This window comes from Oribacterium sp. oral taxon 102 (genome assembly GCF_013394775.1).
Classification (GTDB): Bacteria; Bacillota; Clostridia; order Lachnospirales; family Lachnospiraceae; genus Oribacterium.
The window spans coordinates 2,020,377-2,044,602 of record NZ_JABXYT010000001.1 but is presented as its reverse complement, the minus strand read 5'-3'; the positions used below and the strand labels follow the sequence as shown (position 1 = coordinate 2,044,602).

Genomic DNA, 24,226 nt, shown 5'->3' with positions numbered 1-24,226 from the left:
TTTTTTCGATAGAATGAAGATGCTCGGAGGACACTTTCTCTGAGTATCTTCTATATCGTATGGGCTTGTACCGGTTTCGACGGGGACGATGCAGCTTTAGAAGCTATCCGAAAGACAGTTGCGTTAAACTTCAAACTTAAATACAAACGCTAACGACAATAGTTACGCATTGGCAGCCTAAGCGCTGCCGGCCAGTTCCGGATCACTCACAGCCCGGGGTACTGACCTCATCTATGTGAGAAACGACGCATCCGGTTCCTCCCGGCTGCGGGCGTATCAGAGGATACCGGCTGTGTGGAGACGTGCACATCTTCTCACAGTGGGGAATCTCCAAAGTGTACTATGATAGTAGAAGGAAAGGGAATTTGTTTTCGGACATGGGTTCGACTCCCATCAGGTCCACGTTTTGAGTCTTAAACGAACAACTCGGAGATATGATTTCAGGATGGGACGTTTGTTTTGACTGTATTGCATCCGGATAATCGATTAGGACAGTAAGATCGAGAGTGATGTTAAAAATGAAGCGTATCTTCAAATGCCGGACTGGGTTTGGCGTTTAAGGATGCGCTTTATTTAATCTTCAGGACTTTATTATAGGGGGCGCACGCATTTTTGCAGGATGCAGAGAAACAGGGGACAGATCAGGAGAGCAGGAGACAGAATATGAGAATCGAGCATATTGCAATGTATGTGAAGGATCTGGAAAGAGCCAGAGTGTTTTTCGTGAAGTATCTCGGAGCGACATCAAATGAGGGTTACCATAATGAAAAGACGGATTTTCGGTCTTATTTCCTTTCCTTTGACGGCGGTGCACGGATGGAAATTATGAATCGACCGGGGATGGAGGATCCGGAAAAACCCCTGATGAGGACTGGCTTTATTCATGTTGCGTTCAGTCTGGGAAGCGCGGAAAGGGTGGATCAGCTGACGGCGCGGCTGAAGGAGGACGGCTATGCGGTGATTTCCGGGCCGAGAACGACCGGAGACGGGTATTATGAAAGCTGTGTCCTTTCGATCGAGGGAAATCAGATCGAGCTGACGGTGTGAAATCCGATCCGCATACTCCTCTTTGCACCACGGGTAGGATTTTATCCTCTTCGTTAAAATTTATACAAATTTTCGGAGTTTTCACCGTTTAGACATTGCTTTTTCCTTCACAATTCGCTATTATCTACATTGTTCGGATATTCATACAAAGCTGCTTGCAAAAGCAGGTATTTTAAGAAAAGAGGTTTAATCTTATGGCAAAGGTGGATTTGACAAAGTATGGCATCACTGGTACGACCGAGATCGTACACAATCCCTCCTATGACGAGCTCTTCGCAGAGGAGATGAAGAAGGATCTGGAAGGCTATGAGAAGGGGCAGGAGACAGAGCTCGGCGCGGTCAACGTAATGACAGGCATCTATACAGGGCGTTCCCCCAAGGACAAGTACATTGTAATGGATGAGAATTCCAAGGATACCGTATGGTGGACCTCTGAAGAATATAAGAATGACAATCACCCGGCTGCCAGGGAGGCATGGGATGCGGTGAAGGAGATCGCGAAGAAGGAGCTTTCCAACAAGCGTCTCTTCGTTGTGGATGCCTTCTGCGGTGCCAATGCCGATACCCGTATGGCAGTACGCTTCATTGTCGAGGTAGCATGGCAGGCGCATTTCGTAACCAATATGTTCATTCAGCCGACAAAGGAAGAGCTGGAGAGCTTCGAGCCGGATTTCGTCGTATACAATGCTTCCAAGGCGAAGGTAGAGAACTATAAGGAGCTCGGGCTCAACTCTGAGACGGCGGTACTCTTCAACATTACCAGCCGCGAGCAGGTTATCGTGAATACCTGGTACGGCGGAGAGATGAAGAAGGGTATTTTTTCCATGATGAACTACTACCTCCCGCTGAAGGGCATCGCTTCCATGCACTGCTCTGCCAATACCGATATGGAGGGCAAAAATACCGCGATTTTCTTCGGTCTTTCCGGAACCGGAAAGACGACGCTCTCTACCGATCCGAAGAGACTGCTGATCGGCGACGACGAGCACGGCTGGGATGATAACGGCATCTTCAATTTCGAGGGCGGCTGCTATGCCAAGGTAATCAATCTTGACAAGGAATCGGAGCCGGACATCTACGGCGCGATCCGGAGGGATGCGCTGCTTGAGAATGTTACGGTGGACGGAAACGGCAAGATCGACTTCAATGATAAGTCCGTAACCGAGAATACCCGTGTATCCTATCCGATTGACCATATCGAGAAGATCGCTTCCAAGGTAAACGGCGTGTCCTCCGGGCCGGATGCGAAGAACGTGATCTTCCTTTCCGCAGATGCGTTCGGTGTGCTCCCGCCGGTATCTATCCTTACCCCGGAGCAGACGCAGTACTACTTCCTTTCCGGCTTCACGGCAAAGCTCGCCGGTACGGAGCGCGGCATCACGGAGCCGACGCCGACCTTCTCCGCATGCTTCGGACAGGCATTCCTCGAGCTGCATCCGACGAAGTACGCGCAGGAGCTCGTGAAGAAGATGAAGAAGAGCGGCGCGAAGGCGTACCTTGTAAATACTGGCTGGAACGGCACCGGCAAGCGGATCTCCATCAAGGATACCCGCGGCATCATTGACGCGATCCTGAACGGCGCGATCAATAAGGCTCCGACGAAGAAGATCGCATACTTCGACTTCGAGGTTCCGACGGAGCTCGAGGGCGTGGCGACCGAGATCCTCGATCCGAGAGATACCTATGCGGACGCTTCCGAGTGGGATGCAAAGGCGAAGGATCTCGCAGCGCGTTTCGTAAAGAATTTCAAGAAGTATGAGAATAACGAGGCAGGCAAGGCGCTGGTAGCAGCAGGGCCGAAGGCATAAATACTGCGGAGTGCAGGAACGTCTGTCATTTGATCTTGTTTCGATGAAGAGCAAATGATTCGGCAGGACGGCTGCGGCTTTTATCAGAAAGGGAGATTTTCACGGATTTTTGTGGAAATCTCCCTTTTGTTATGGTAATATTTCCAAAACAATCGATTTCAAAAAAGAAAATTTGGTAATTTGGTAGAGAGTGCTGCTGTGAGGATAAGGGTAGGATTATGACGATTTATGATATTGCCAGAGAAGCGGGTGTGGCGGCAAGCACGGTTTCCCGCGTAGTGAATGCGAAGCCCGGGGTCAAGGAAGAAACGCGGCGGCGGATTCAGGCGCTGCTGGAGAAGTATGATTACAGTCCGAATGCCGCAGCGCGGGGACTTGTGAAGCGGTCAACGCGAATGGTCGGCATTCTGATTGAGGACATTCGCGTGAGTCATCATATCGAGAGCGCCTTCGTAATCGAGCAGGAGCTGACGCGGCGCGGCTACTGCTCGATCATTATGGGGGCAGGGATGGGGGAGCAGCAGAAGCTGGAGTGCATCCGTCTGGTGGAGCAGCGTCGGGTGGAGGGGGTGGTCTTTATCGGCTCTAAATTCACCGGAGAGCTGGTACGGCAGGGAATAAAGAAGTATCTCTCTGCAATTCCGGTGGTGGTGGTAAACGGCTTTATAGAGCTGCCCAATGTCTCCGGTGTGGTGATCGATGAGAAGAAGGGAGTGGAGAGCTGCATGGAGCTGCTTCGCAGGAAGGGAAAAAGGAACATTGCCTTCCTTCTGGATCAGCAGTCTCCCTCCAATCTTCTGAAGATACAGGGCTATCAGAAGAAGCGCAGGGAGTATGGAGAGGATCCGGAGACGCTTCTCTACCAAGCGGCGGAGAGCTCGGTGGAGGAGGGCTATCGCGCCACCGGAAGACTGCTTTCAGAGCATCCGGAGACGGACGGGATCGTATATTCCGTGGATCTTATTGCGGTCGGAGGCGTTCGCGCCGCACTGGATTCCGGCTATAGGATCCCGGAGGAGCTGGCACTGATTGGCATTGACAACAGCATCTATGGAGAGATCTGCAACCCGAAGCTGTCTACATTGGACAATCGGATGTTCGACTCCAGCGTCATTGCCGCGGAGATGCTGAGAGTGGGAATGGAGGAGGGGATTTGCAGCCAGAAGCATGTGCTTTCCGCCAATATTCTGGAGCGGGAAAGCACCTGAGGAGGTACTGCTTCCCTCATGCCGAAGGCTTCGGCAGCACTCGTCATGTTTGTGACAAGTCTCTGGATGTCGAGAAATGACACCTATGAGAAACATACAATAAATATCGAGTATATTTGTGCATATCGACAAATGAAATCGATTGCTAAAATATCGACACTATGCTATTATGCAATCACAATCGATTGCAAAGATTGTGGAATGGGAAAAATGCTGATGGTTCGGCTGGGCCATTTTCTATTTGCCCTTCGCTATTTGCCCTTCGCAATTCGTCAGAGCAGGAACGAGGGCTGAGAGTTTGAGGCGGAATTCCGGCGAGCTGTTCATGATGCTGTCCGCACAATCATTTTTTACGCCGGATATTCCTCTTGAGAATGTGCCTTTAAGGGTCACATCGGTGATAAAGAGCTGTAGTCCGAACAGTTGCCGGAATTTGAGCCGGAAGCTGTGAGGCACAGGAGAAGAGGTGGGAAAATGCTGAGAATACGCTTTCAGGAGCTGAAGGATACGTTTCGAAGGATACTGCTGAGCCGCGGCTTCTCAGAGGAGAATGCTGAGAGTGCCGCAGAGGTTTTTGCGCAGAATAGTCTGGACGGGGTTTACAGCCACGGCGTCAACCGCTTCCCGAGGGTGATTTCGTATCTGGATAAGGGGGAGATCGATCCGCAGGCGGTGGCAAGCTGTGTAATGCGCTTCGGCGCGATGGAGCGATGGGACGGACACCGCGGCTTCGGGCCGCTGAACGCGAAGCTGGCGATGGATCGGGCCTGTGCGCTTGCGAAGGAATACGGCATCGGTATGGTCGCACTCGGCAACAATAATCATTGGATGCGGGGCGGCAGCTATGGCTGGCAGGCGGCAGAGGCAGGCTTCATCGGGATCTGCTGGTCGAACACGATGCCGAATATGCCGGCATGGGGCGGCGTGGAGCGGAAAATCGGGAATAATCCGCTGATCCTCGCCGTGCCGCGGAGCGACGGCGCACATATCGTCGTGGACTGCGCGCTTTCACAATTCTCCTACGGCAAGATCGAGGAGACGATACTGAAGGGACAGCAGCTTCCGGTTCCGGGCGGCTATGATGAGGAGGGAAATCTCACGACCGATCCGGCGAAGATCGAGAAGACATGGAGAGTGCTTCCGATGGGCTACTGGAAGGGCTCGGGGCTTTCGATCCTGCTGGATCTGATCGCGACGATGATGACCGATGCGAATTCGGTGCAAAAGATCGGAACCTTCTCCTCGGAGGTGGGGCTTTCCCAGATTCTGATCGCGATGGATCCCCGCAGATTCAGCGGCGTGGAAACCACGGATCGGATCGTGGAGGAGCTGATAGCGGATCTTCGCAGCTCGACGCCGGTTGAATCCGGCGGAGAAATCCGACACCCGGGAGAGCGGGAGCGGAATACCCGCAGAGAGAATCTCGAGCACGGCATTCCGGTGGTCGAGGAGGTCTGGGAGCAGATCAGGGCAATGTAGCTTGTTTATACAGCTATACAGGGAGCAAACGTCATGGAGCTGCTGTGAGGTGCTCCGGACAGGGAAACGTTGACTGACCGCGGCCATAGCGGCGGCGGTACACATACAAAGGGGTAAAACTATGAAAAAAAGCTTATCACTCGTATTGGCAGGGATTTTGGCAGCAGTATCGCTTGCCGCCTGCGGCAGCGCCGCGCCGGCAGGCGGGACGACCGGCAGCAGCGCAGCGGCAGGCAGCTCGGCTCCGGCAGCAGCATCCGCATCCGCAGGGAACGGGGCAGCGGAGCTGAACCTGATCGTCGCTTCGAACCAGACCTCTGAGGAAAATCCGTATTCCTATGGACTGGATAAGTTCAAGGAGGTAGTAGAGGAGAAGTCCGGCGGCAAAATTTCCGTAACGGTGCACAAGGGAACGCTCGGAGAGAACGAGTCCGAGCTGGTTGAAAAGCTTGAGATGGGGGCGGCAAATATGATCGTCGCATCTCCGGGATTCATGACCGGGATCGGTGTTCCGCAGGTTGATATCTTCTCCCTGAACTACCTTTTCAACAGCTTTGACCATTGGGAGGCGGCGCTTGACGGAGAGTTCGGCGCGAAGATGAAGGATGTTGTGAAGGAGAAGACCGGAAACAATTTTAAGATCATGTCCTACTGGAGCTCTTCTGTCCGCGATTACTATGGCAAGAAGCCGATCAAGACGCCGGCAGATCTGAAGGGCATGACGATCCGTACCCAGTCCTCACAGGTGCAGCAGGAGTTCTGGAAGGGCTGCGGTGCCGTTCCGACCTCGGTAGCATGGGGCGAGCTCTATCAGGCGCTTCAGCAGGGCGTCGTAGATTCTGCAGAGAATGATTACACCTCTCTGATGCTGAAGGAGCACCACAAGACCGGCAACGGGCACTATATCTGTGAGACGCATCATGACTATACTACCCGTCTCCTGCTGATGAATGGAAACTTCTATGACGGTCTGACTGACGAGCAGAAGGGCTGGATCGACGAGGGCGTCGAGGCCTGCACCAAGGAGGAACGTGAGGTCGTTTACCGGATGTTCAAGGAGTCCAAGGAGAAGGTCATTGCAGACGGTGCAGAGGTAACCAATTTCGAGGATATGGACATCGATGCCTTCAAGGCGATTGCACTTCCGATTCAGGACAAGTTTGCGGCAGACAATAACATGACCGAAGAACTCGAAATGATCCGTGCGGCAGCGAAGTAATTACAGCTTTTTCGGGACAGCGGCTCTTGGCTGCTGTCCTTATACTTAGAAGAGGAATGAGATGAAAAAAGCAATTCAGACTATACAGAGAATCCAGATCGGTATCGGTGCGGGCTTCCTCTTTATCTTCCTGATTACCGTGGTTATACAGATGCTCTCCCGGTATCTGGGGATTGCGGCGACCTGGACGGAGGATGTCTCCATGTATTCCTTCATCTGGGCTGTATTTATGGGGGCGGGCGCGATGGTCTATGAGAGAAGGCATTTTGCCTTCACCTCGCTCTATGACACACTGAAGAATGAGCGTGCCAGACTGATACTGGAGATCGTGATCGCAGTGGTTGTACTGATCTTTTCTGTGCTGATGGTGTACTACGGCGTTCTGATCACAAAGCAGTTCTGGAATTATACCTGGGTCAATATTCCGTCCTTTAAGAGAGGGCCGACCTGGCTCTGTCTGCCGCTCTCCGGACTGAGCGCGGCGATTTACACTGCGGCACAGATTGCAGAGGATCTTGAGAAGCTCGCGAAAGGAGAGAATTAAATGGCAGCCTTACTGGTAATTATCTTTGTCGCGAGCATCGCGATCGGTGTTCCGATCTGCTACGGACTGGGGCTGGTTTCCTTCATTGGGATTCATTCTCTTTCCGCGATCCCCAATACCGTTGTATTCACCAAGATGTTCAACGGGCTGAACAGCTTCACGCTGCTCGCTGTACCGCTCTTCATTTTGGCGGCGAATCTGATGAATGAGGGCGAGATCACCGAGAAGCTGATTGACTGCTGCAATGCGCTGGTCGGGCATTTTCAGGGCGGACTTGCGTATTCCAATATTCTCGTTTCCATGATCTTTGCCGGGATCTCCGGATCCTCTCAGGCGGATACCGCCGGCGTCGGCAAGATCTTCATTCCGGCAATGGAGAAGCAGGGCTATGATAAGGGGACTTCGGTCGGTGTTACGGCAGCCTCTTCGACGCTTGGCTCCATTATCCCGCCCAGCATCACGATGGTCGTCTATGCCGGCATTGCGAATGTGAGCACCGGCGCACTGTTCATGACCGGTATCGTACCGGGTATCCTGCTGGGGCTCGCAATGATGGCTGTGGTGAAGTTCTACGCGAAGAAAAAGAATTTCCCGAAGTGCAAGAGAGTGCCGATCCGGGAGGCATTGAAGCTGGTGTATCGTTCCATGCCGGCGCTGCTGACCCCGATCATCCTGATCGGCGGCATCGTTTCCGGAATGTTCACACCGACGGAGTCGGCGGCGTTTGCCTGTATGTATGCTCTGCTTGTGGGAATCTTCTTTTACAGGACGATCAAGGTCGGAAATCTTCCGCGCATCCTCATAGAGACTATGAAGATGTCATCCCTCTCCCTCTTCGCACTGGCGACTGCCAATGCGCTGGGTGAGCTGCTCAGCTACTATCAGCTGAATGTTCTGGTGCAGAACTTCTTCCTGGGGCTCGCCGGCGGAAGACTGGTATTCCTGCTTGTGGTGGTGGCGTTCTTCCTTTTCGTAGGCACCTTTATGGATGCGGTGCCGGCGATGATTCTCTTCGTGCCGATCATTCTGCCGTCTGCCGTGGCACTTGGGATCAGCCCGGTTATTCTCGGACTCATCATCGTAGTGACACTGGCGCTCGGACTGGTGACACCGCCGTACGGTCTCTGTCTCCTGCTCGCCTCCTCCATCAGCGGAATCACGATAGAGGATGCCTTCAAGGGGACACTCCCATATTTCCTGTCCTCGCTGGTGGTGCTGCTGTTAATGCTGCTGTTCCCGAATCTCTGGCTTGCGATTCCATCAGCACTGTTTCCGGGACTCTTCTAAGCGAGGCAGAGAATGGGGATAGGCGCTGTATTGACGCAGGCGCTGTGCTTTATCGGCATTATCCTGCTGGGAAATGTGCTCCGGCAGCTGGGATTCTTCCGCGAGGAAGACTTCCCGGTGCTGTCGAAGATTGTGCTGAAGATCTCGCTTCCGGCAGCGATTGTATCGAGCTTTGCCAATAAGGAGGTTTCGGCAGGGATGCTGGGGCTCAGTCTGCTGGGATTTCTGAGCGGTGCGCTCTACATTCTGCTCGCTTTCCTGATGAGTGCTGGCAGGGATCGGGAAAGCAGAGCCTTTGCAGTGATGAACCTGCCCGGATACAACATCGGGAACTTCACGCTGCCGTTTGTCCAGGGATTTCTGGGACCGGCGGGCGTCATCGCGACGAGCCTCTTCGATGCGGGAAATGCGGTGATCTGTCTGGGCGCTTCCTACAGCATGGCGAGCTTCGCATTGAACGGAGAAGGGAGGTTTTCCGTGCGGGAGCTTTTCCGGAAGCTGCTCCGCTCCCTGCCGTTTGATGTGTACCTGCTGATGACCGTACTGGCGCTTCTGCATATCCATGTCCCGCCTGCAGTGACGGATTTTGCGGGCATCATCGGAAACAGCAATGCTTTTCTGGCGATGCTGATGATCGGTGTGGGCTTTCATCTTTCCGGAAGCCGGGAGCAGACGGCAGCGATCGTCCGTGTGATCGCAGTACGCTACGGGACAGCGCTGCTGCTGGCGATCGGCTTCTGTTATCTGCTTCCGTTCGCGCAGGAGGTACGGCAGACGCTGTGCATTCTGGTGTTCGCGCCGCTCGGCTCTGCCGCACCCGCCTTCACCTCGGAGCTCGGACTGGATGTGGGACTTGCCAGTGCGATCAACTCGATTTCCATTTTTGTGAGCATCTGCTGCATCGTGGGAGCGCTGCTTGTTGTATTATAATTGCTGTAAGCGCGTCACACAAAGCGATGTGTAAACATCGCGAAGGTGCGAATGGCTGTGGATACAAAAATATAATTCATTTTAAAAGGAGGAATGTATGCAGACGGTTTATGATTTGGGAAACGGATTACGACTTGTGGATCTTTCCAAGCTGGTGGATCCTGCAACGGAGACCAGAAGATGTAAGCTGGACCGCTTCAATACCGGAGGACTGATCCCGGATTTTCACACCAACTTCGACATTATGTCCCACCTCGGCACGCATGCGGAGTGTCCCTATCATCACGACGATAACTGGCCGGATGTGACGGAGGTTCCGCTCAGCACCTTCCTGGGACGCGGCGTCTATGTGGATTTCAAGGACAGCATCGCACCGAACGGACATATCACTGCGGCGGATCTGGATCGCTGCGCAGGAAAGGTACGGGAGGGGGATATCGTCATTATCGACTCCTCCTATAAGCTGAATCCGTTCACGAAGGACACGAATACCGAGATCGACAAGCGGCTCTTCGTCAATGCGGAAACGGCGGAGTGGTTTCGTGCGAAGAAGGTGAAGGCGGTCGGCTTCGGCGACGGTGTTTCCATCGAGAACTGCAATGAGGATGTGAAGCCGTTCCATGATATCCTGCTCGCGGAGAACATCATTTTCATCGAGGTACTGAAGAATCTGGAGGCGCTTCAGAAGGACGTCTTCTTTATTTCCTTCGCAGGACTTCCGATCAAGGGACTGGATTCCAGCCCGGTTCATGCCTATGCCATTGAGGGGCTTGCTGAGTTTTCATAAGGAGAGGACGGCGCTATGAGGATAGCGGTAATCGGTGCGGGGGCGATGGGCTCGATTTACGGGGGCCATCTGTCGCAGCACAATGAGGTATATCTGATCGATACCTATGACAAGCTGGTACAGCAGATCAATGCGGAGGGCCTCGTGCTCGAGGAGGACGGCGGCAGCAATGTCTACCATCCGAGGGCAGTGCAGAGCGCAGAGGGGCTGCCGGAGATGGATCTCGTGATCCTCTTCGTGAAGGCGCTTTATTCCAGAGCGGCGCTGGAGGGAAACAGGGCGATGCTTGGGAAAAACACCCGTATTCTGACCCTGCAGAACGGCTCCGGACATGAGGACATCCTCGGAGAGTTTGTAGATCGTGAGCATATCATTATCGGAACGACAGAAGACAATGGCGCGGTGCTCGGGCTCGGACATGTCCGCCGCGGCGGTGTCGGGAATACCAATGTCGGGATGCTCTGCGAGGATAGAGAGGGCTTCCTTCTGAAGCTGAAGGAAAGCTTCGAGACCTGTGGCTTCCATGTCCGAATCCATGAAAATATTCAGCAGCTGATCTGGGATAAGCTCTTCACCAATGTTTCTCTGAGTGCTGTGACAGGGATTCTGCAGGTGAAGATGGGCTATATCAGCCGGAACGAGAGCGCATGGCAGCTGACTTCTGCGCTGCTTCATGAAGCGGTTGAGGTCGCGCATGCCATGGGACTTTTGGCGGATGAGGCGGCGCTTGCGGAGAAGATCCGCCAGACCTCTGTGAATTCTCCGGAGGGGATTACCTCTATCTGCGCGGATCTCCGAAGCGGCAGAAGAACCGAGGTGGATACCATCAGCGGCTCTGTCGTGCGTGCCGCAGAGAGGCTCGGCATCGAGGTTCCGAGCCACCGCTTCGTCGTAAACATGGTGCACGCCATGGAGAGAAGGGACGAAGAAAGCAGAGCGTAGAGAGAAGAAAGGATAGAGAGCAGAGGAAAGAAAAGAGAAAAGAGAGTAGAAGAATATTTGAGGGCAGTGGAGGCTTCCCCCTTTGGATATGACAGACAGGAAGCCGGTCTGTGGAGAAAACGTAAGGTTTTCGTCGCTTGCATAAAAGCGTCGGAGACCTTATTTTTATATGTGAATGAATGCTTTGAAAGAGACGGCAGGGAGTCGGAACGGCTCTGCACTTTGCCGAAGACAGCGGAGCTGCACGTGCGGCTTGCAGCCGGCTGAGGTGCAGCCCGGTCGTCGGCTGATGAAAAAGTAAGCTGACGACGGGAAATGGATTCAAGAAATACTGCTGGCACGATTCGTGGACAGTGTTAAATAAGCTATGAAAAACCAGAGCCAAAAAGAAAGGCGCCACGGATTCGAGAGAGGGGCGGAAAAATGAAATGGTTTAAAAGAAGCGGGAAACTTGCGGCGGCAGTAGGGATGAGTCTGTGCCTTTCTCTCGGCTTCGGTACAGTGCTGCCAGGAGCTGCGGCGGATGCGTATGCGGAGGAGAGGCTGCTGGGGATCAGCGAATACGGGCCGGTGCAGGATATAGGGGAGAGACAGAACGCCGCTTCTGAGACTGCCGCAGAGTCTGTACCGGAAACGACGGCAGCCGCGGCACAGAACAGCGCAGCGTTTTCCGCGGCGAGCGGGAATCTGTCGAAGCTTACGGCAGACAGTGCGACGCAGGCGATCGGGGATGCCGTCAACAGCAGATACGCGGCAGTCTACGATCTGGATCAGAACAGGCTGGTCGCGGCGAAGAACGCCTCGCAGGTTATCTATCCCGCCTCTATGACGAAGATCATGACGGTGCTGGTCTGTGCGGAGCGGGTTTCGAATCTGGAGGAGAAGCTGACCGTCACGCAGGATATCGTGGACTATATCCATGCGCACGATGCCAGTAACTGCGGCTTTACGGCGGGAGAGCAGGTGCGGGTGAAGGATCTGCTGTATGGAATCGTCCTCCCCTCCGGCGCGGATGCAGTGATGGTGCTGACGCGGCATATCGCAGGATCGGACGAGGCCTTTGTGAAGCTGATGAACCAGAAGGCGCAGGAGCTGGGGCTTTCCGCGAACACGCATTTTACCAATGCGACCGGGCTCTACCATGCAGAGCACAGGACGACGCTCGGAGATATGGCGGAGATTCTGAACGCAGCGATGAAGAACCCGCTGGCGCGGGAGGTGCTCTCTGCGCACAAATATACGACGGCAGCGACCAACAAGCACGCGAGCGGCTTGAGCTTCTCCAATCTCTTCCTGCGGCGGATCGAGGATCAGAAGCTGGGCGGTGCTGCGGTGCGGATGGCGAAGACAGGCTATGTGCGGCAGTCCATGTTCTGTGCGGCGAGCTACGGAACCTCCGCCTCCGGGAAGCACTATATCGTCGTGACGGCGTACGGCTCCGGGACATGGCAGTGCATTTACGATCAGGCAGCGCTGTATCGGAGCTTCACAGCCTGAAGAGCCTGCTTTCCGTAACGGATATCTGCTTTCCATGCTTGCTACCTGTTTTCCGTGCTCGATACCTGTTTTCTGCAGCTGATATCTGTTTTTCGTGCTTTACACCTGCCTTCCGCGGCGTATGCCTGCGGGAGGTTTTTTATGTACAGGGCATGTGGGCATTCCGGCACAGAAAACACATCAGACAGGCGGGGGACTTTAGCAGTCCCCCAGAAATTGCATCAGCTGCTGACGCGTGTGTTGGGGCGTCGTGGCATAGCGCTGCTTCATTGCGGAGAAGTATTCCTGAAATGCGTGTATCATGCGAGGATCCGTAAAGAAGAAGGTACGGCGCGGGTTCTCTGTGAGAATGACATCGAGCTGCGTATTCGTCACGGCGATCTGTATTCTGGAGAAGGGGAGCTCCGGGAGAAGTATGAGCTCGTAGCCGCCGTCTTTGCCGTCCAGCAGATGAAGCAGCTCATGTATGTGCGCGGCATATTCCTCAGCGGTGTAGAAGAGCATGCGCTTTGAGAGCGCGTAGGGAAGATTGATTCTCACCTGTGCTGAAAAGAGTGCTTCATCGCTGGGCAGTGCCAGGTATTCGCTGCACATTCCCTTTTTTATGACAGACTGGAAGAGGGTTCGCTGATGCGAGTGAAAAGCGATGATATTTTTCCGCTCTGTGTCATGGATTTCATTGCGCGCCAGAATGTCAGCGAGCAGCTTTTTCGGCATGGTTCCGAAGGAGAGTGAGGAGAGCAGGCACTGAAGGCTCGATTCCTCCGGGCTTATGGTGAGCCGTGTACGGTAGTCGTCCGTATAAACGCGAAGCAGCGCGCGGGAATTTGCCATCAATCCTTCATACTGGGCGGCCGCAAACTCCAGCATCCTCGTGTCGGTCAGATATTCATAGCGTCCCACATCCTCACTGCCGCGGAGAACGGAAGCGAGAATGCAGGAGCCGCCGCAGCGCAGAAAGATGGTCTTTGCAAAGCGGTGATCCGGTTCCAAGCGGCATACATAAGGTTCAATCAGTCCGGAGAGATAGAGGGGAACCCATTTCTGTATCGCGGGCAATAGTTCCTCTGTGCTGCGATCGACATTGTGTATGATACGCATTTTCACACCGCGGCGCAGGCAGGCTACCATCAGAGCTGTCCACGCGGTGCAGAAGGAGGAATCCCCTACCATCCATTCCATATTCTGGTCAGAGTAGAGCCAAAGCTCGCCGCCCTCCTGCGCGGCGGAGCCCAGAAAGCGTATGACGGCCTCCCGCAGTCCTTCTGTACCCCAGTAGACCTTTTTGGGGCTGTTTATAATTGACGCGGTGGCGATGGCTTCCGGGGCGGGAAGCTTTGGTATATGCTGCTGTGAGAAGTACTCTATGCTGTCCAGCATGCTGTCTACGGCGCTGCGGACAGAACTCATGCTGCCGTTGTAGAGCCAGGCGGAAAACTTTGTGGTATCGTGGATAAGCTCCTTTTCGGGGATGCCGCAGAGGAGCGACAGCTCTCGTAGCTTTGCCTGCTTTTGTGCGCGCTGGAGAAGGGTGGAGACGATCAGCTCGGAGATCGGAGGCTTTGGATAGCGCAGACCGTTCCGGAAGCGGCTGACTGCAGATGCGTCGATGCTGATTTTCAGTGCGAGTCGCATATTGGAGCATGAGAGGAGCCGCATGACATCGTCCAGACGCTCCCCGAAGCAGCGGCCTTTTTGTTTGCCTACAGTGGCTTTCTGCGATACGGGCAGCGGATTAAGGCTTGCCCTTTCAACTTCACAGATCCAGGAGATCAGCGACGGAATCAGGAGCTCGCGTGCCTCGCCGTCTGCGCCGCAGAGCCTGACAAGTGCAGGAAGCGCGTTGTGATTCCTTGCATAGAGGTATACTCCCTCTGCAAAGCGCAGCATGGGGCGGGAGCTGGGGGTGTAGTGGCGGCTTCCGCTGTGGACGCGGCTGATACTGGACGGTGCGCAGCCGAGGAGACGGGCCAGATCTGAGTTCGTGCAGTTCAGCAGTTCAAATAGAATATCGATTTTTTCTTTTCGCATAGTCGTAGTCTCCTTTTATTGTATAAGTCTGCTGCCAATGGAGAAGTTTCCATCAGAAAACTGCGAAACGACCTGGCACAGACGAAGTCTGTGTCCGGCGAAGCCGGATTCACCGAGTTTTACAAGATCGAAGTGGGACACGGCAATAAGCAGTACGTGGATCTTATTGGCGCCGAAGCTTTCGGCATAGGGATTGCAACGGCAGGAGGACGCTCCCGGTCAGGACAGTGCTTCAGCTTTTTCTGCACCTTTGCGGGAGATGTTTTTCTATAAAGCCAAGAACAAAATCAAAATCCTCCGGAGCGGTGTAGACCTGATTCCGCTCCAGAGCCATATTCAGCTTTATGGTGTTAAAATGGCGCAGCACCCGGATGCTGCGGAGCTTTGAAAACTCGCTGCTGGAGCTCTGCTTTGCAGCGGCGAGAAGACCGGTGCCGACAGTGCCGAGATGTCCGGTGGCAAGACCGGCTGCAACGGTGAGAACTGCCACCCGCTGTGCTGCCCGGAAGCTCCTCGGAAGCTCTGTGTGGGAGATGCCCAGCTCATTCATCTCAAACAGAACGCAGTAGCGAAAGCGCTTCAGAGCTGCCAAAACAAAATAGGCGAGCAGCCCCAGCAGCAGAAAAAAGACTGTAAGCAGGAGGAAGACCTTTGCTTCCCCGGGAGAGGGAACGGGCGCCTCTCCGTCGAGGAGATGTAACGAGAGCAGGAAGCAGAACAGGATGAGCAGGGGGAGGAGAAGCACCTTCAGGACGGTGAGCAGAATGACGGGATTCCTCAGCATGGGAAATTCATAGATCCAGCGGTAGCTTCCGTCACGGCAGAGGATGATATTCTCGCTGATCTGCCGGCTCTCTGCCGGCTGTGTGCCGCCTGCGGAATCCGTGAAATTTTTTTCCTGTTTCATACTTCCCTCCCTCGTGCCTTGTATTTTGCCTTATGCTATGCCTTCCTGCTTTTTCAGGGTGAACTCATATTGCGCATCATCCGCGAAGTAACACAGAGAGATGCACTCCTCGCTGGCAGAGAGCACCTGAAATTCACAGAGCGTATCCCCGCTGTTCTCCTCTGCCAGTACGAGGAGAGAGGCGACGTCATAGCGGCAGACACCGTGATGCTCCCACTGGAAGCGGTAATACATATCGCCGCTCAGTTCATGCCCGTCGGGCAGCAGAAGCGCTGCCGTGAGATGACTCCCATCGCCGTGAAAACGAAAATTTCCGTATTCCGATACGTAGCATCCGCTGTGCGCGGGCGGTTCCTCTGTGTCTGGGGAAGGGGGCGCATCGTTGGAACGTACGCAGGCGGCAGAAAGACTGCTGAGCAAGAGGAGCAGGAGCAGACATCTGCGCAGCGCGGCAGGCAGCGTGCCCCGCGTCTTTTCCCTGCGGCTTTCCGGCGTTCTCTGCGGCATGGCGCTCCTTTCTTCTGTAAAAATCCCTAAGAAAATACTGATTTATTCATGTTGCTCGTGCTATGGGTGTGTGCCGCAAAAGACACTCTCGTTCGGGGCTCTACGCAACGGTACTAAATTCACACTTTGTTGTACTTATGTTCATTAAGTACCGGCGTTCCGCACGCTTTTGCGGCATCACGCCCGTTGGCACGTAAGTCATGGATAAATCAGTGCTTCCCTAAAATAACCCCTGAATACCTCTGTTATTTTACTATAAAATAACAGCTAAAGAGACGCAACACAAGAATGGCACAGGAAATGGCACTGACAATTGCTGTGCCAAGCAAGCATTTCGAATCTTATTCTGTATAATGGAAGTAGGAAAAATGAAAGTAAGAAAACAGCAGGGAAAATGTCGCAGGAAAACACAGTACATACAGTACAGGAAAGGCAGGAAAGGAGAAGGGGTATGAAAATAATTATGATTGTAGCGGTTTTGGCAATTCTCGTGCTGCTTCTGGCAGCCTGGTTCATTTCCACGCAGCGAAGGCTGGTGCGGATCGATGAGAACCTGACCAATGCGCTGAAGCAGATCGATGTGCAGGCGCAGTCGAGATTTGATTCCCTCACGGCGATCAATCATCTCGTGAAGCGCTACGACAGCCATGAGGCAGAGACACTGGAGAAGATCATCAGCGCGAGAAGCAGGGGTAGTGGTACGGCTATGGCTGCGGAGGAGATGCAGACCGCCTTCGACACGGCGCTGGGGCGGATCAATGCGCTCGTGGAGCAGTACCCGCAGCTCAAGGCGGACGGCAACTATCAGCGTGCCATGGCAGCGGTAAACGAGCGTGAGGATCAGGTGCGGACGGCAAGAATGGTCTACAATGACTGTGCGACAAAGCTGAATCGTGAGTTGAAAATGTTCCCGACCTCTCTCATTGCGGGGATGCTGGGCTTCTCCGAGCGCGGGTATCTCATGATGGAGGCAGGGAAAATGGGCGCAGTGACGATGGAATGAGGTGCGTATGAAAAAGAGCTTCCGACTGCTGCTGTGCGCTGGCGCTGTCTCTGCTTTTGGCTGTGCGCACTGAGGCGGCCAACCATCTGCTTTCGGATGAGATTACAGCTGTGATCGAGCGGGATGGCGATGTGCAGGTCACAGAGGTCTGGACAGGGATGTTCAACGACAGAGATACCACGGAAAACTATATCACAAAGCTTTCGGAGACCGAAATCGAGAACTTCACGGTATCCATGGACGGCGCGCCGCTGGAATGGCTCGATGACTGGGATGTGCAGGCATCCTTTGCAGAAAAGGCAGGATATTACGGGATTCATTATGGCGAGGATACCGAACTCTGCTGGGGTATCACAGACTATGGGAGCCACAGCTATACGGTCAGCTACACGATGAAGGGGCTTGCGCACAGATACAGGAACAAATCCGGCGATTATGAATGCGACGGCTTCCATATCCGCTTTTTTAATGACGGGATGACGACGGGACCCACGGAGCTCAGACTGACAGTTTCCGTCGAGGGAGAGGCGCTCTCCGAGGAGAATGCAAGCATATGGAGCTTCGGCTTTCACGGGAGACAGAAAATAGAAGACGGGTTGATCTGCGTCGCCACGGAGAAGGATATCGACAGGCACGGTTATCTCACGGTGCTGGCGGCAATCGAAGCCGGAACGCTGTACGACGCACCCTGGGCAGAGAAAAGCTGGGAGAAGACGTATCAGGAGGCGCTGAAGGGCAGTGATTACAGCAAGGGACTGCCGATCAAAGAGCTGCTGCGCTATACGCCGACGCTGCTGCTTCTGCTCGCATTTCTTCTCTTTCAGATCAGAATGCTGCGCCGCAGAAAGCGCTATCTCGCTGATCTCAATTATGTGCGGGATGTGCCGCTTCCCTACAGCTTCGGGGAGAGCACGTTTTACAGCGGGGCTGTTTCCCGGGGGCAGGCGTGCGGCAACTTCGCGCTGGCGGGGACGCTGGAGCTCATTTTTTCAGGCTGTATCGAGCCGATGCAGACGGGAGGGAAAAATGATATGGAGCTCCGTCTGAAGAATGCGCCGGAGGGAGATCCTGTGCTGCGGAGTCTCTACGATCTTTTTCGGCTGGCGGATACCGACCATGACGGCGTGCTGGCAGCAAAGGAGATGCGGCACCGCTCCTTCGGAGAGTCCATATACAAGCTGCATCAGAACACAGAGCTTGAGACGCGGCATAAGCTGAGGCAGCGCGGTCTGAAGGGTGCAGGCAGACCGTGGAAGCAGTCGGGAGAGATCCGGGAGGCCTTTGACCGGCATGCGGGACTCATGCAGTTTCTGAAGGACATGACGCTCATCGACGAGCGCAGCAGCAAGGAGCTCCCGATCTGGCACTGGTATCTGGTCTATGGAGGCTTCTTTGGCATATCGGATACGGTGGAGAAGGAATTTGCCGCGCTGCGTCATATCTCCCCGCAGTACGAGAGAGAGGTGCGCGTGGTGACAGGGTATTCAAGCTTTTACAGGAACAGCATAGGCCGGAGCGTGAGCTCTGCGGTTTCGCAGCACTCCTCCTCGAGCTCCTCCTCAGGCGGCGGAGGAGGCTCCTCGGGCGGCAGCAGCGGCGGAGGCTCAAGGTGAACGGGACAGGTGGCACCTGCGTCATGAATAAATCAGCGTTTCTCTAATGTTTGTTATCGAATTCTGAAAAAGAGGGAGGGAGAAAATGAGTCAGTTTTGCACAAACTGTGGGGCACCGATGCCGGAGGACGCGAATTTCTGTGAAGTCTGCGGAGCCGGGAAGACTCCGGCGTCCGCAGCACCCGCCCATGGGAATCTGCATGTCGAGACTGAGGATATGGGAGCTCGCGCGGGACAGAGAGCTGTAAAACCAGTGGCATCCGGTCATATATTTAAGGCGGTGCTGATAGGCGGAGCTGTTATTCTTGTCGCAGTGCTCGGCGCTCTGATCGTTCCTGTGCTGAAGAACAGAGGGGACAGGGACGCGGGAACGAAGCGTGCGCAGTCTGAGACGCAAAGGCAGAAGCCCGGCGCAGGCATGGGCGGGCGGGCAGAAAGTGCCGGTACAGATGCTTTGTCGAAGATTCAGATTCCGGCAGGATACCAGATCAAAAGCGATGCAGGGATTTCGGATCTGATCGGCGAATATGAAGGCGAGATTCAGCTGACCGTAATGGACGGCTTTGAAAAAATGAAAGGCGTGCCTGCGGATTTTGCCGATGAAAAGGCACGCTTGCTCCGCGAACCTATCGACTGCAGTCTGGAGGTGGAGGAGGACGGTCACTGGACGATTGAATGGCCGATAATGGGGCATGATATGACATTCTCCAGCAGGGATTATGACGATCCGGAAGAGCTTACGGCTGCCGAAATCGCAGCGCTGAAGATCACGGAGATATCGGAGGGCACGTATCAGGCGAAGCTTGATATGCAGCAGGAAGAGAAAACAGGAAGTCGGGGACATGCCTCTCTCGATCACCGAGGCGCATACTGTACAGACGGAAGCGACCGAATCGTTGCCGGAAACATCCGGGTGCGTATGTCCGGGAATGGGATGGATGTGACGCTTCAGGGAGATTTCACGGTGCACAAGCTTACGGAGGATCTCTCAAAGGACGAAAGAGGCAGCGCATCTGCCGTTTCCGGGACGATCGACGGCGTAAAGATCGATGCGCTGGGACGGAAGGCAGAGGAGCTGGCAGGAAAGACCGGATCGGCCACGACGGATATCCGTGAATCCGGGGCGTCTGCTCCGACAGCTACCGGGGGCAGCTGGGTTCAGTCCGGAGACAGCTGGTACTATGAGAAGGGCGGAGCTTCGGTTCGAAACAGCTGGATCGAGGATGCGGGCCGCTACTATTATGTAGGAGAAGACGGACGTATGCTGCGCAATGCCTGTACGCCGGATGGTTATTATGTCGGCGCGGACGGAAGCTATGATCCGTCAGCTTCGAGAGTTGCGCCGGATCGTGAAAGCGGCAGGGGCGTTATTTCCCGGGGGGATGCCTCGGCAGTGAATCCCGCAGACTTTTCGACGGAGGAGATCGCATACGCGACAGAGTTTGACTGGTTTATGGACTATATCATAAGCGGCGGACAGGAAAACGGCAGAGTGATTACCGACCCGGCGCTGGCCATCCGGATTACCGACCGGCCGGCGGCATTAAACGGCGGCTGGAAGGCATTTATGTTTCACGAGGAAGGCGTCTATGGCTATGATGCCGAGCGGTATTTCAATGCCGACATTCAGGCAGAGAAGGGACGCTTCAATATAAGTATGAACTGGAAATACCTGTATGATAAGAATGAGGGAAGCACTGTAGAGGAGTCCGGGAGCGATGTGTTCAGCGGTACATACGACGAGACCGGAGGAACGGCGAGCGCGCAGTCGTCTTATGCAAAGGTGGATTTTGATGCGTTCTACCTTTCCACGGATGGAATGACGGAATATGCAGTGGGGACCTTTTACTGGATATCCGGAGAGACAGACAGGATCGCACTGATGCGGAGGGCACACTGATATTCGTAAAAGAGGAGCTTTGCCATGGGAAAATATTGCAGATACTGCGGAAGAGAGCTCTCGGAGCACAGCGCCTTTTGCGGCGGCTGCGGCAAAGCAGTGCCGGTGCAGGCGGCTCCGGAGACAGAGGGCAGGCGGACGAGATTCTGCCGTAACTGCGGACAGCCGCTGGGGCAGGGAGAGATGGTTTGCGCCAGCTGCGGACAGCCGGTTGAAGCTGCCGCGCGGCAGGGGAAAATGAAAGCAACCGGACAAGGCGGAAAAAGAACGAGATCTGCCCGCAGCCTCCGTTCTTTGAAGCCTGTGATTGCCGTGGGGCTGGTCATTGCGGTTTTCGTGAGCTTCGCGTATCCCGGCTTCGTTCGCGTGAAGCTGTCGGACACTGTCCTGGGACAGCTCGCAGCAGGCGGGAACAGGGGAGAGATATCGGATTCCTTCGCGCTGTCACCGGAAGAGCTGGAAGCGGAGTATGCCGCGATTGATGCGGCCTATGCTGCGGGAACCCTGTTTCCGGAAGCTGCGGCGGAGAGGGGGTCCCATGGCCATTACAGCTGGCTCTATGGAGAGGAAAGCGGCTGGGAGGCCACGGAGGAAGGGGAGGAAATCGGCGCGGCGACGGTGTTGCCGGAGGGGAAGAGCAAGGCGTTTCGTATGAAAACGCCGTATGGCATTACGATCTCTGCGGAGAAAAACGCCCTTGACCGCGATAGAACATTTTCGGTGGAGCCTGCAGATGCGGCACAATATGATGCCGTTACGGCTGCGATCCCGGAGGCTGTCGGAGCGCCGGCTCTTTTACTGGGGCTGTGGGAGCTGGATGCAGGCATGGCAGATGATGAGCTGCTGCCCGGCCACTATACGGTTGAGATCGAGCTGGAGAAGCTGGGGCTGGAGAAGGAGGACTTCGACCTCCTGCGGGTCTATCGCATCGATTCCGCCGGAAAATGGTACGAGTATCCTGTCGGTCGGAACGGCGGCAATGCGACGATAGAGGCGAAGCAGAACAGCCTTCTGGTCGCAATTGCTTCAGGGGCGATATGGCTGGGTGTAGGGCTAGGGTTAGGTAGTCTTGTCCATGATACATTGCTTGGAATAAAAAGTGGCGCTTATTTTAACCCCCTCACCGGAACCTTTGACATAAAGTACAAGGACAAGGCTGTTATGGAGATCAGACTGGATCGGAAAAGCCTTATAAAGGAACTGCTGAGTATCAATAAACAGCACTATTTGGAGCTGGAAAAAAGAGCAGAGCAGGAAGCCTTTGAGCAGATCAAGAAGGAAGAAGCTCCGCTGCTGAGGGATTTTAATAATCGTAATGAAATGTACAAGGAGTTTGCACGGTGGAAGAATGATGGAGATCCCGAACTGACTCGCACTGCAAACAGAATTTCGAAAAAATTTCAGGCCAGGATTAAGAAATTAACTGCACAAAAGGTGGAAGCAGATCCGGATTATAAACGGGTCAAGAGAAATCTGGAGGAGTATCAGGATGCACCGCTCGTCATGCGCGATGTGAGGCAGGAGCTGGAGGCAGTGGAAAAGGTCTGCGAAGCGGCACTGCGGGCGTGGAAATGGATGAAGGAGGAGCTGAATTTGAGAATGCCCAGCTATAAATTCCGAATCGAGCTGAGCACGGATGACAAGGGGGCCTACGGCGCGACACAGACTCCTATCCTGTCGAATCCCTATATGGTCCTCTCCATGGAGCGGGTGTTCCGGGGAGATAAGCTCACTTATGACCGCCTGCTCTGCACGGTCTGCCATGAGCTGTTCCATGCAGTGCAAAGGGGATACAAGTCAAATGCAACCGGGAACTATAAGTTTGACGAAATGAGCGCACAGGATCTGGAGACCATGGCCTACGATCACTTTAAGGAGGCGGCAGAAAACCCGATTACCTCACCCAGAGAAGCGATTCTGGAGAATCTTAAAGATGTATATTGGTTCGCGGTTCCGCTGGACGATGTGGAAACAAGCTATCCGGAAGGGAAGCTCGTTCCTCCGAAAAAATTGTACATACTAGCGGATAAGGCAACCGTCTCGTATCCGGTCGCCCCGTTCCTGACCTATCTGCGGGAGAAAAAGATGCAAAGATACTCGATGATACTGCTGAGCTACAGAGGACTCTGTGGGCATAGAGCGGTGTCAACCATCCTGAAGAAGGCGTTTTCTCTGGATGAGAAGGGGCTGACAGAGGCCTATCATCAGTTTGCGGAGAGCTACCAGACAAATTTTTACAGAGAGGCTCTCGGGAGCAATCCGGTTTTTTCGCCCTTGACGGAGCTGCGCATCAGCAGCGGTAAGACAGAGGTCAAGCTGCTGAATAAGAATTATACGACACGGGTGAGACGAGTTGGTCTGGTCAGAGGGGATACTTCGCCGACAGAATATGCCATGGTTCTCAAGTATGATGACGATTTCAAAGAAAAAATGTCTGATTTCAGGATCACGCCTCTTAATAAGAAAAAGAATGAGGATTACCGGGAGTGTGAGGGCGGTGTGTTTTTTATGCCAAGAGTCTGGGCGGAGAAGGAAACCGTTTATCTGATGGAGGCGGATGGCGGAACTGCCGAAAAGACGGAGGGGATTTTCTGGGACGGCAATAAGAGCGGCTATACACTCTACCTTATGAAAAAGCCCGGGGCGCCGGAGCTTGCGCGTTCCGGCTCCGCACTCTCCGTAAAGCTGCCTGTCTCCGATGCCTGGCCGGGGAATGAAATCGTCGGCGCTTATGTCATCACGCTCCGTACCGGTCAAAAAGAGCTTCACAAAGAAGAACTGTCAAAAAAGGATCTCGCAGCGGGAGCGGTTCAAATTGACATTTCGGAAATAGAAAAAAAGCTGAGTCAGGAGGAGCGAAACAATCTGGTTCTCACCCTGCAGGAGTCCGTCGGTGACAGCATCCGGAGCGAAAAGCCCTGTCTGGGACCGGAATCTGACGCGGTTCCTGTGCCCCTTTCCGATGAGATCTGCGGGACATGGGAGATTCAGGCAGAACTGGAGAACTACAGCAGTCCGATGCTGGATCAGTATATTGAAATGATGAGAGAGGCGGCGGGAAATGACGCTTCCGGGGACATCAGCCGGTATATAGAGGAATACAACAGAGCGATGGGGGAACAGTCAAAGACCGTCAGCAGGGGAAGACTGGTGCTTCGCCCGTCTCCACGGGAGGGAATCATGGAGGCAGTGCTTCACTTTGAAGGAGCCCCGGAGCAGATTTATGAGGGAAGCTATGACAGAGACGGGAAGGAGCTTCGCTTAAGGCCCCAAAACACCCTGTACACGGATTCGCAGGGAAATCAGTACAATCTTGCGGAATACGGATTGTCGGCAGAGCTGAAGCTTCAGTTTTCAGGGGATGGAAGTGCAGGGGCTCGGAATGGGGCGGTGAATCGCTTCACCGGAGAGAGCGCCATGGACAACCAGTTCGCATCCTTCCGGACCATATATACCGGAACGAAGCTCTCGGATGCGTATTGAAGCGCAGGATGGCAGGGGAAGGGAAGCGGATGGC

General features: G+C 54.3%; 18 protein-coding genes and 1 other RNA gene. 16 read left to right on the top strand and 3 right to left on the bottom strand.

Going from position 1 to position 24,226, the window contains the following annotated elements:
• The first annotated feature begins 61 nt into the window (after positions 1-61).
• From ssrA to HW273_RS09105, 12 genes are all read left to right on the top strand, one after another.
• Positions 62-405: a transfer-messenger RNA gene (gene ssrA, locus HW273_RS09160) on the top strand.
• 258 nt (positions 406-663) lie between these two features.
• Positions 664-1,047, top strand: a complete 384-nt coding sequence (locus tag HW273_RS09155; RefSeq protein ID WP_179011728.1) for a VOC family protein — start codon at positions 664-666, stop codon at positions 1,045-1,047.
• Positions 1,048-1,241: 194 nt separating this feature from the next.
• Positions 1,242-2,855, top strand: a complete 1,614-nt coding sequence (gene pckA, locus HW273_RS09150; RefSeq protein ID WP_179011726.1) for a phosphoenolpyruvate carboxykinase (ATP) — start codon at positions 1,242-1,244, stop codon at positions 2,853-2,855.
• A 218-nt stretch (positions 2,856-3,073) separates the two neighbouring features.
• Positions 3,074-4,063 (top strand): LacI family DNA-binding transcriptional regulator, encoded by a 990-nt coding sequence (locus tag HW273_RS09145; RefSeq protein ID WP_207718941.1) that lies wholly within the window; start codon positions 3,074-3,076, stop codon positions 4,061-4,063.
• Between the two features lie 474 nt (positions 4,064-4,537).
• Positions 4,538-5,542: a 3-dehydro-L-gulonate 2-dehydrogenase gene (gene yiaK, locus HW273_RS09140; protein WP_330603990.1), complete on the top strand. Its 1,005-nt coding sequence runs from the start codon at positions 4,538-4,540 to the stop codon at positions 5,540-5,542.
• 121 nt (positions 5,543-5,663) lie between these two features.
• Positions 5,664-6,761, top strand: a complete 1,098-nt coding sequence (locus tag HW273_RS09135; protein WP_179011724.1) for a TRAP transporter substrate-binding protein — start codon at positions 5,664-5,666, stop codon at positions 6,759-6,761.
• A gap of 61 nt (positions 6,762-6,822) precedes the next feature.
• Complete coding sequence (locus tag HW273_RS09130) at positions 6,823-7,305, top strand: TRAP transporter small permease (protein ID WP_179011722.1); 483 nt, start codon at positions 6,823-6,825, stop codon at positions 7,303-7,305.
• Positions 7,306-8,592 carry a TRAP transporter large permease gene (locus HW273_RS09125; RefSeq protein ID WP_179011720.1) on the top strand — a complete coding sequence of 429 codons (1,287 nt, stop codon included), beginning with the start codon at positions 7,306-7,308 and terminating at the stop codon, positions 8,590-8,592.
• Between the two features lie 18 nt (positions 8,593-8,610).
• Complete coding sequence (locus HW273_RS09120) at positions 8,611-9,522, top strand: AEC family transporter (protein ID WP_179012515.1); 912 nt, start codon at positions 8,611-8,613, stop codon at positions 9,520-9,522.
• 97 nt (positions 9,523-9,619) lie between these two features.
• The gene (locus HW273_RS09115) at positions 9,620-10,309 is read left to right on the top strand and encodes a cyclase family protein (RefSeq protein WP_179011718.1); all 690 of its coding nucleotides are present in this window, start codon (positions 9,620-9,622) and stop codon (positions 10,307-10,309) included.
• A 15-nt stretch (positions 10,310-10,324) separates the two neighbouring features.
• Positions 10,325-11,251: a ketopantoate reductase family protein gene (locus tag HW273_RS09110; RefSeq protein ID WP_179011716.1), complete on the top strand. Its 927-nt coding sequence runs from the start codon at positions 10,325-10,327 to the stop codon at positions 11,249-11,251.
• Between the two features lie 423 nt (positions 11,252-11,674).
• The gene (locus HW273_RS09105; protein ID WP_243206779.1) at positions 11,675-12,748 is read left to right on the top strand and encodes a D-alanyl-D-alanine carboxypeptidase family protein; all 1,074 of its coding nucleotides are present in this window, start codon (positions 11,675-11,677) and stop codon (positions 12,746-12,748) included.
• Positions 12,749-12,946: 198 nt separating this feature from the next.
• Here the strand turns inward: HW273_RS09105 and HW273_RS09100 are convergent, their stop codons facing one another.
• The 3 genes from HW273_RS09100 to HW273_RS09090 all read right to left on the bottom strand — a co-directional run bounded on the left by HW273_RS09100 (position 12,947) and on the right by HW273_RS09090 (position 16,193).
• The gene (locus HW273_RS09100) at positions 12,947-14,779 is read right to left on the bottom strand and encodes a hypothetical protein (RefSeq protein ID WP_179011714.1); all 1,833 of its coding nucleotides are present in this window, start codon (positions 14,777-14,779) and stop codon (positions 12,947-12,949) included.
• A 232-nt stretch (positions 14,780-15,011) separates the two neighbouring features.
• On the bottom strand, positions 15,012-15,686 hold the full coding sequence (locus tag HW273_RS09095) for a hypothetical protein (protein WP_179011712.1): 675 nt from the start codon (positions 15,684-15,686) through the stop codon (positions 15,012-15,014).
• Positions 15,687-15,716: 30 nt separating this feature from the next.
• On the bottom strand, positions 15,717-16,193 hold the full coding sequence (locus HW273_RS09090) for a hypothetical protein (RefSeq protein ID WP_179011710.1): 477 nt from the start codon (positions 16,191-16,193) through the stop codon (positions 15,717-15,719).
• 451 nt (positions 16,194-16,644) lie between these two features.
• Between HW273_RS09090 and HW273_RS09085 the strand changes: the two genes are divergently transcribed.
• The 4 genes from HW273_RS09085 (at position 16,645) to HW273_RS09070 (ending at position 24,192) form a co-directional block, all read left to right on the top strand.
• Positions 16,645-17,196 carry a LemA family protein gene (locus HW273_RS09085; protein ID WP_243206778.1) on the top strand — a complete coding sequence of 184 codons (552 nt, stop codon included), beginning with the start codon at positions 16,645-16,647 and terminating at the stop codon, positions 17,194-17,196.
• 62 nt (positions 17,197-17,258) lie between these two features.
• On the top strand, positions 17,259-18,809 hold the full coding sequence (locus HW273_RS09080; RefSeq protein ID WP_330604035.1) for a DUF2207 domain-containing protein: 1,551 nt from the start codon (positions 17,259-17,261) through the stop codon (positions 18,807-18,809).
• Between the two features lie 85 nt (positions 18,810-18,894).
• Positions 18,895-20,709: a zinc-ribbon domain-containing protein gene (locus HW273_RS09075; protein ID WP_179011706.1), complete on the top strand. Its 1,815-nt coding sequence runs from the start codon at positions 18,895-18,897 to the stop codon at positions 20,707-20,709.
• 24 nt (positions 20,710-20,733) lie between these two features.
• Positions 20,734-24,192: a zinc ribbon domain-containing protein gene (locus HW273_RS09070; RefSeq protein WP_179011704.1), complete on the top strand. Its 3,459-nt coding sequence runs from the start codon at positions 20,734-20,736 to the stop codon at positions 24,190-24,192.
• Positions 24,193-24,226 lie beyond the last annotated feature (34 nt).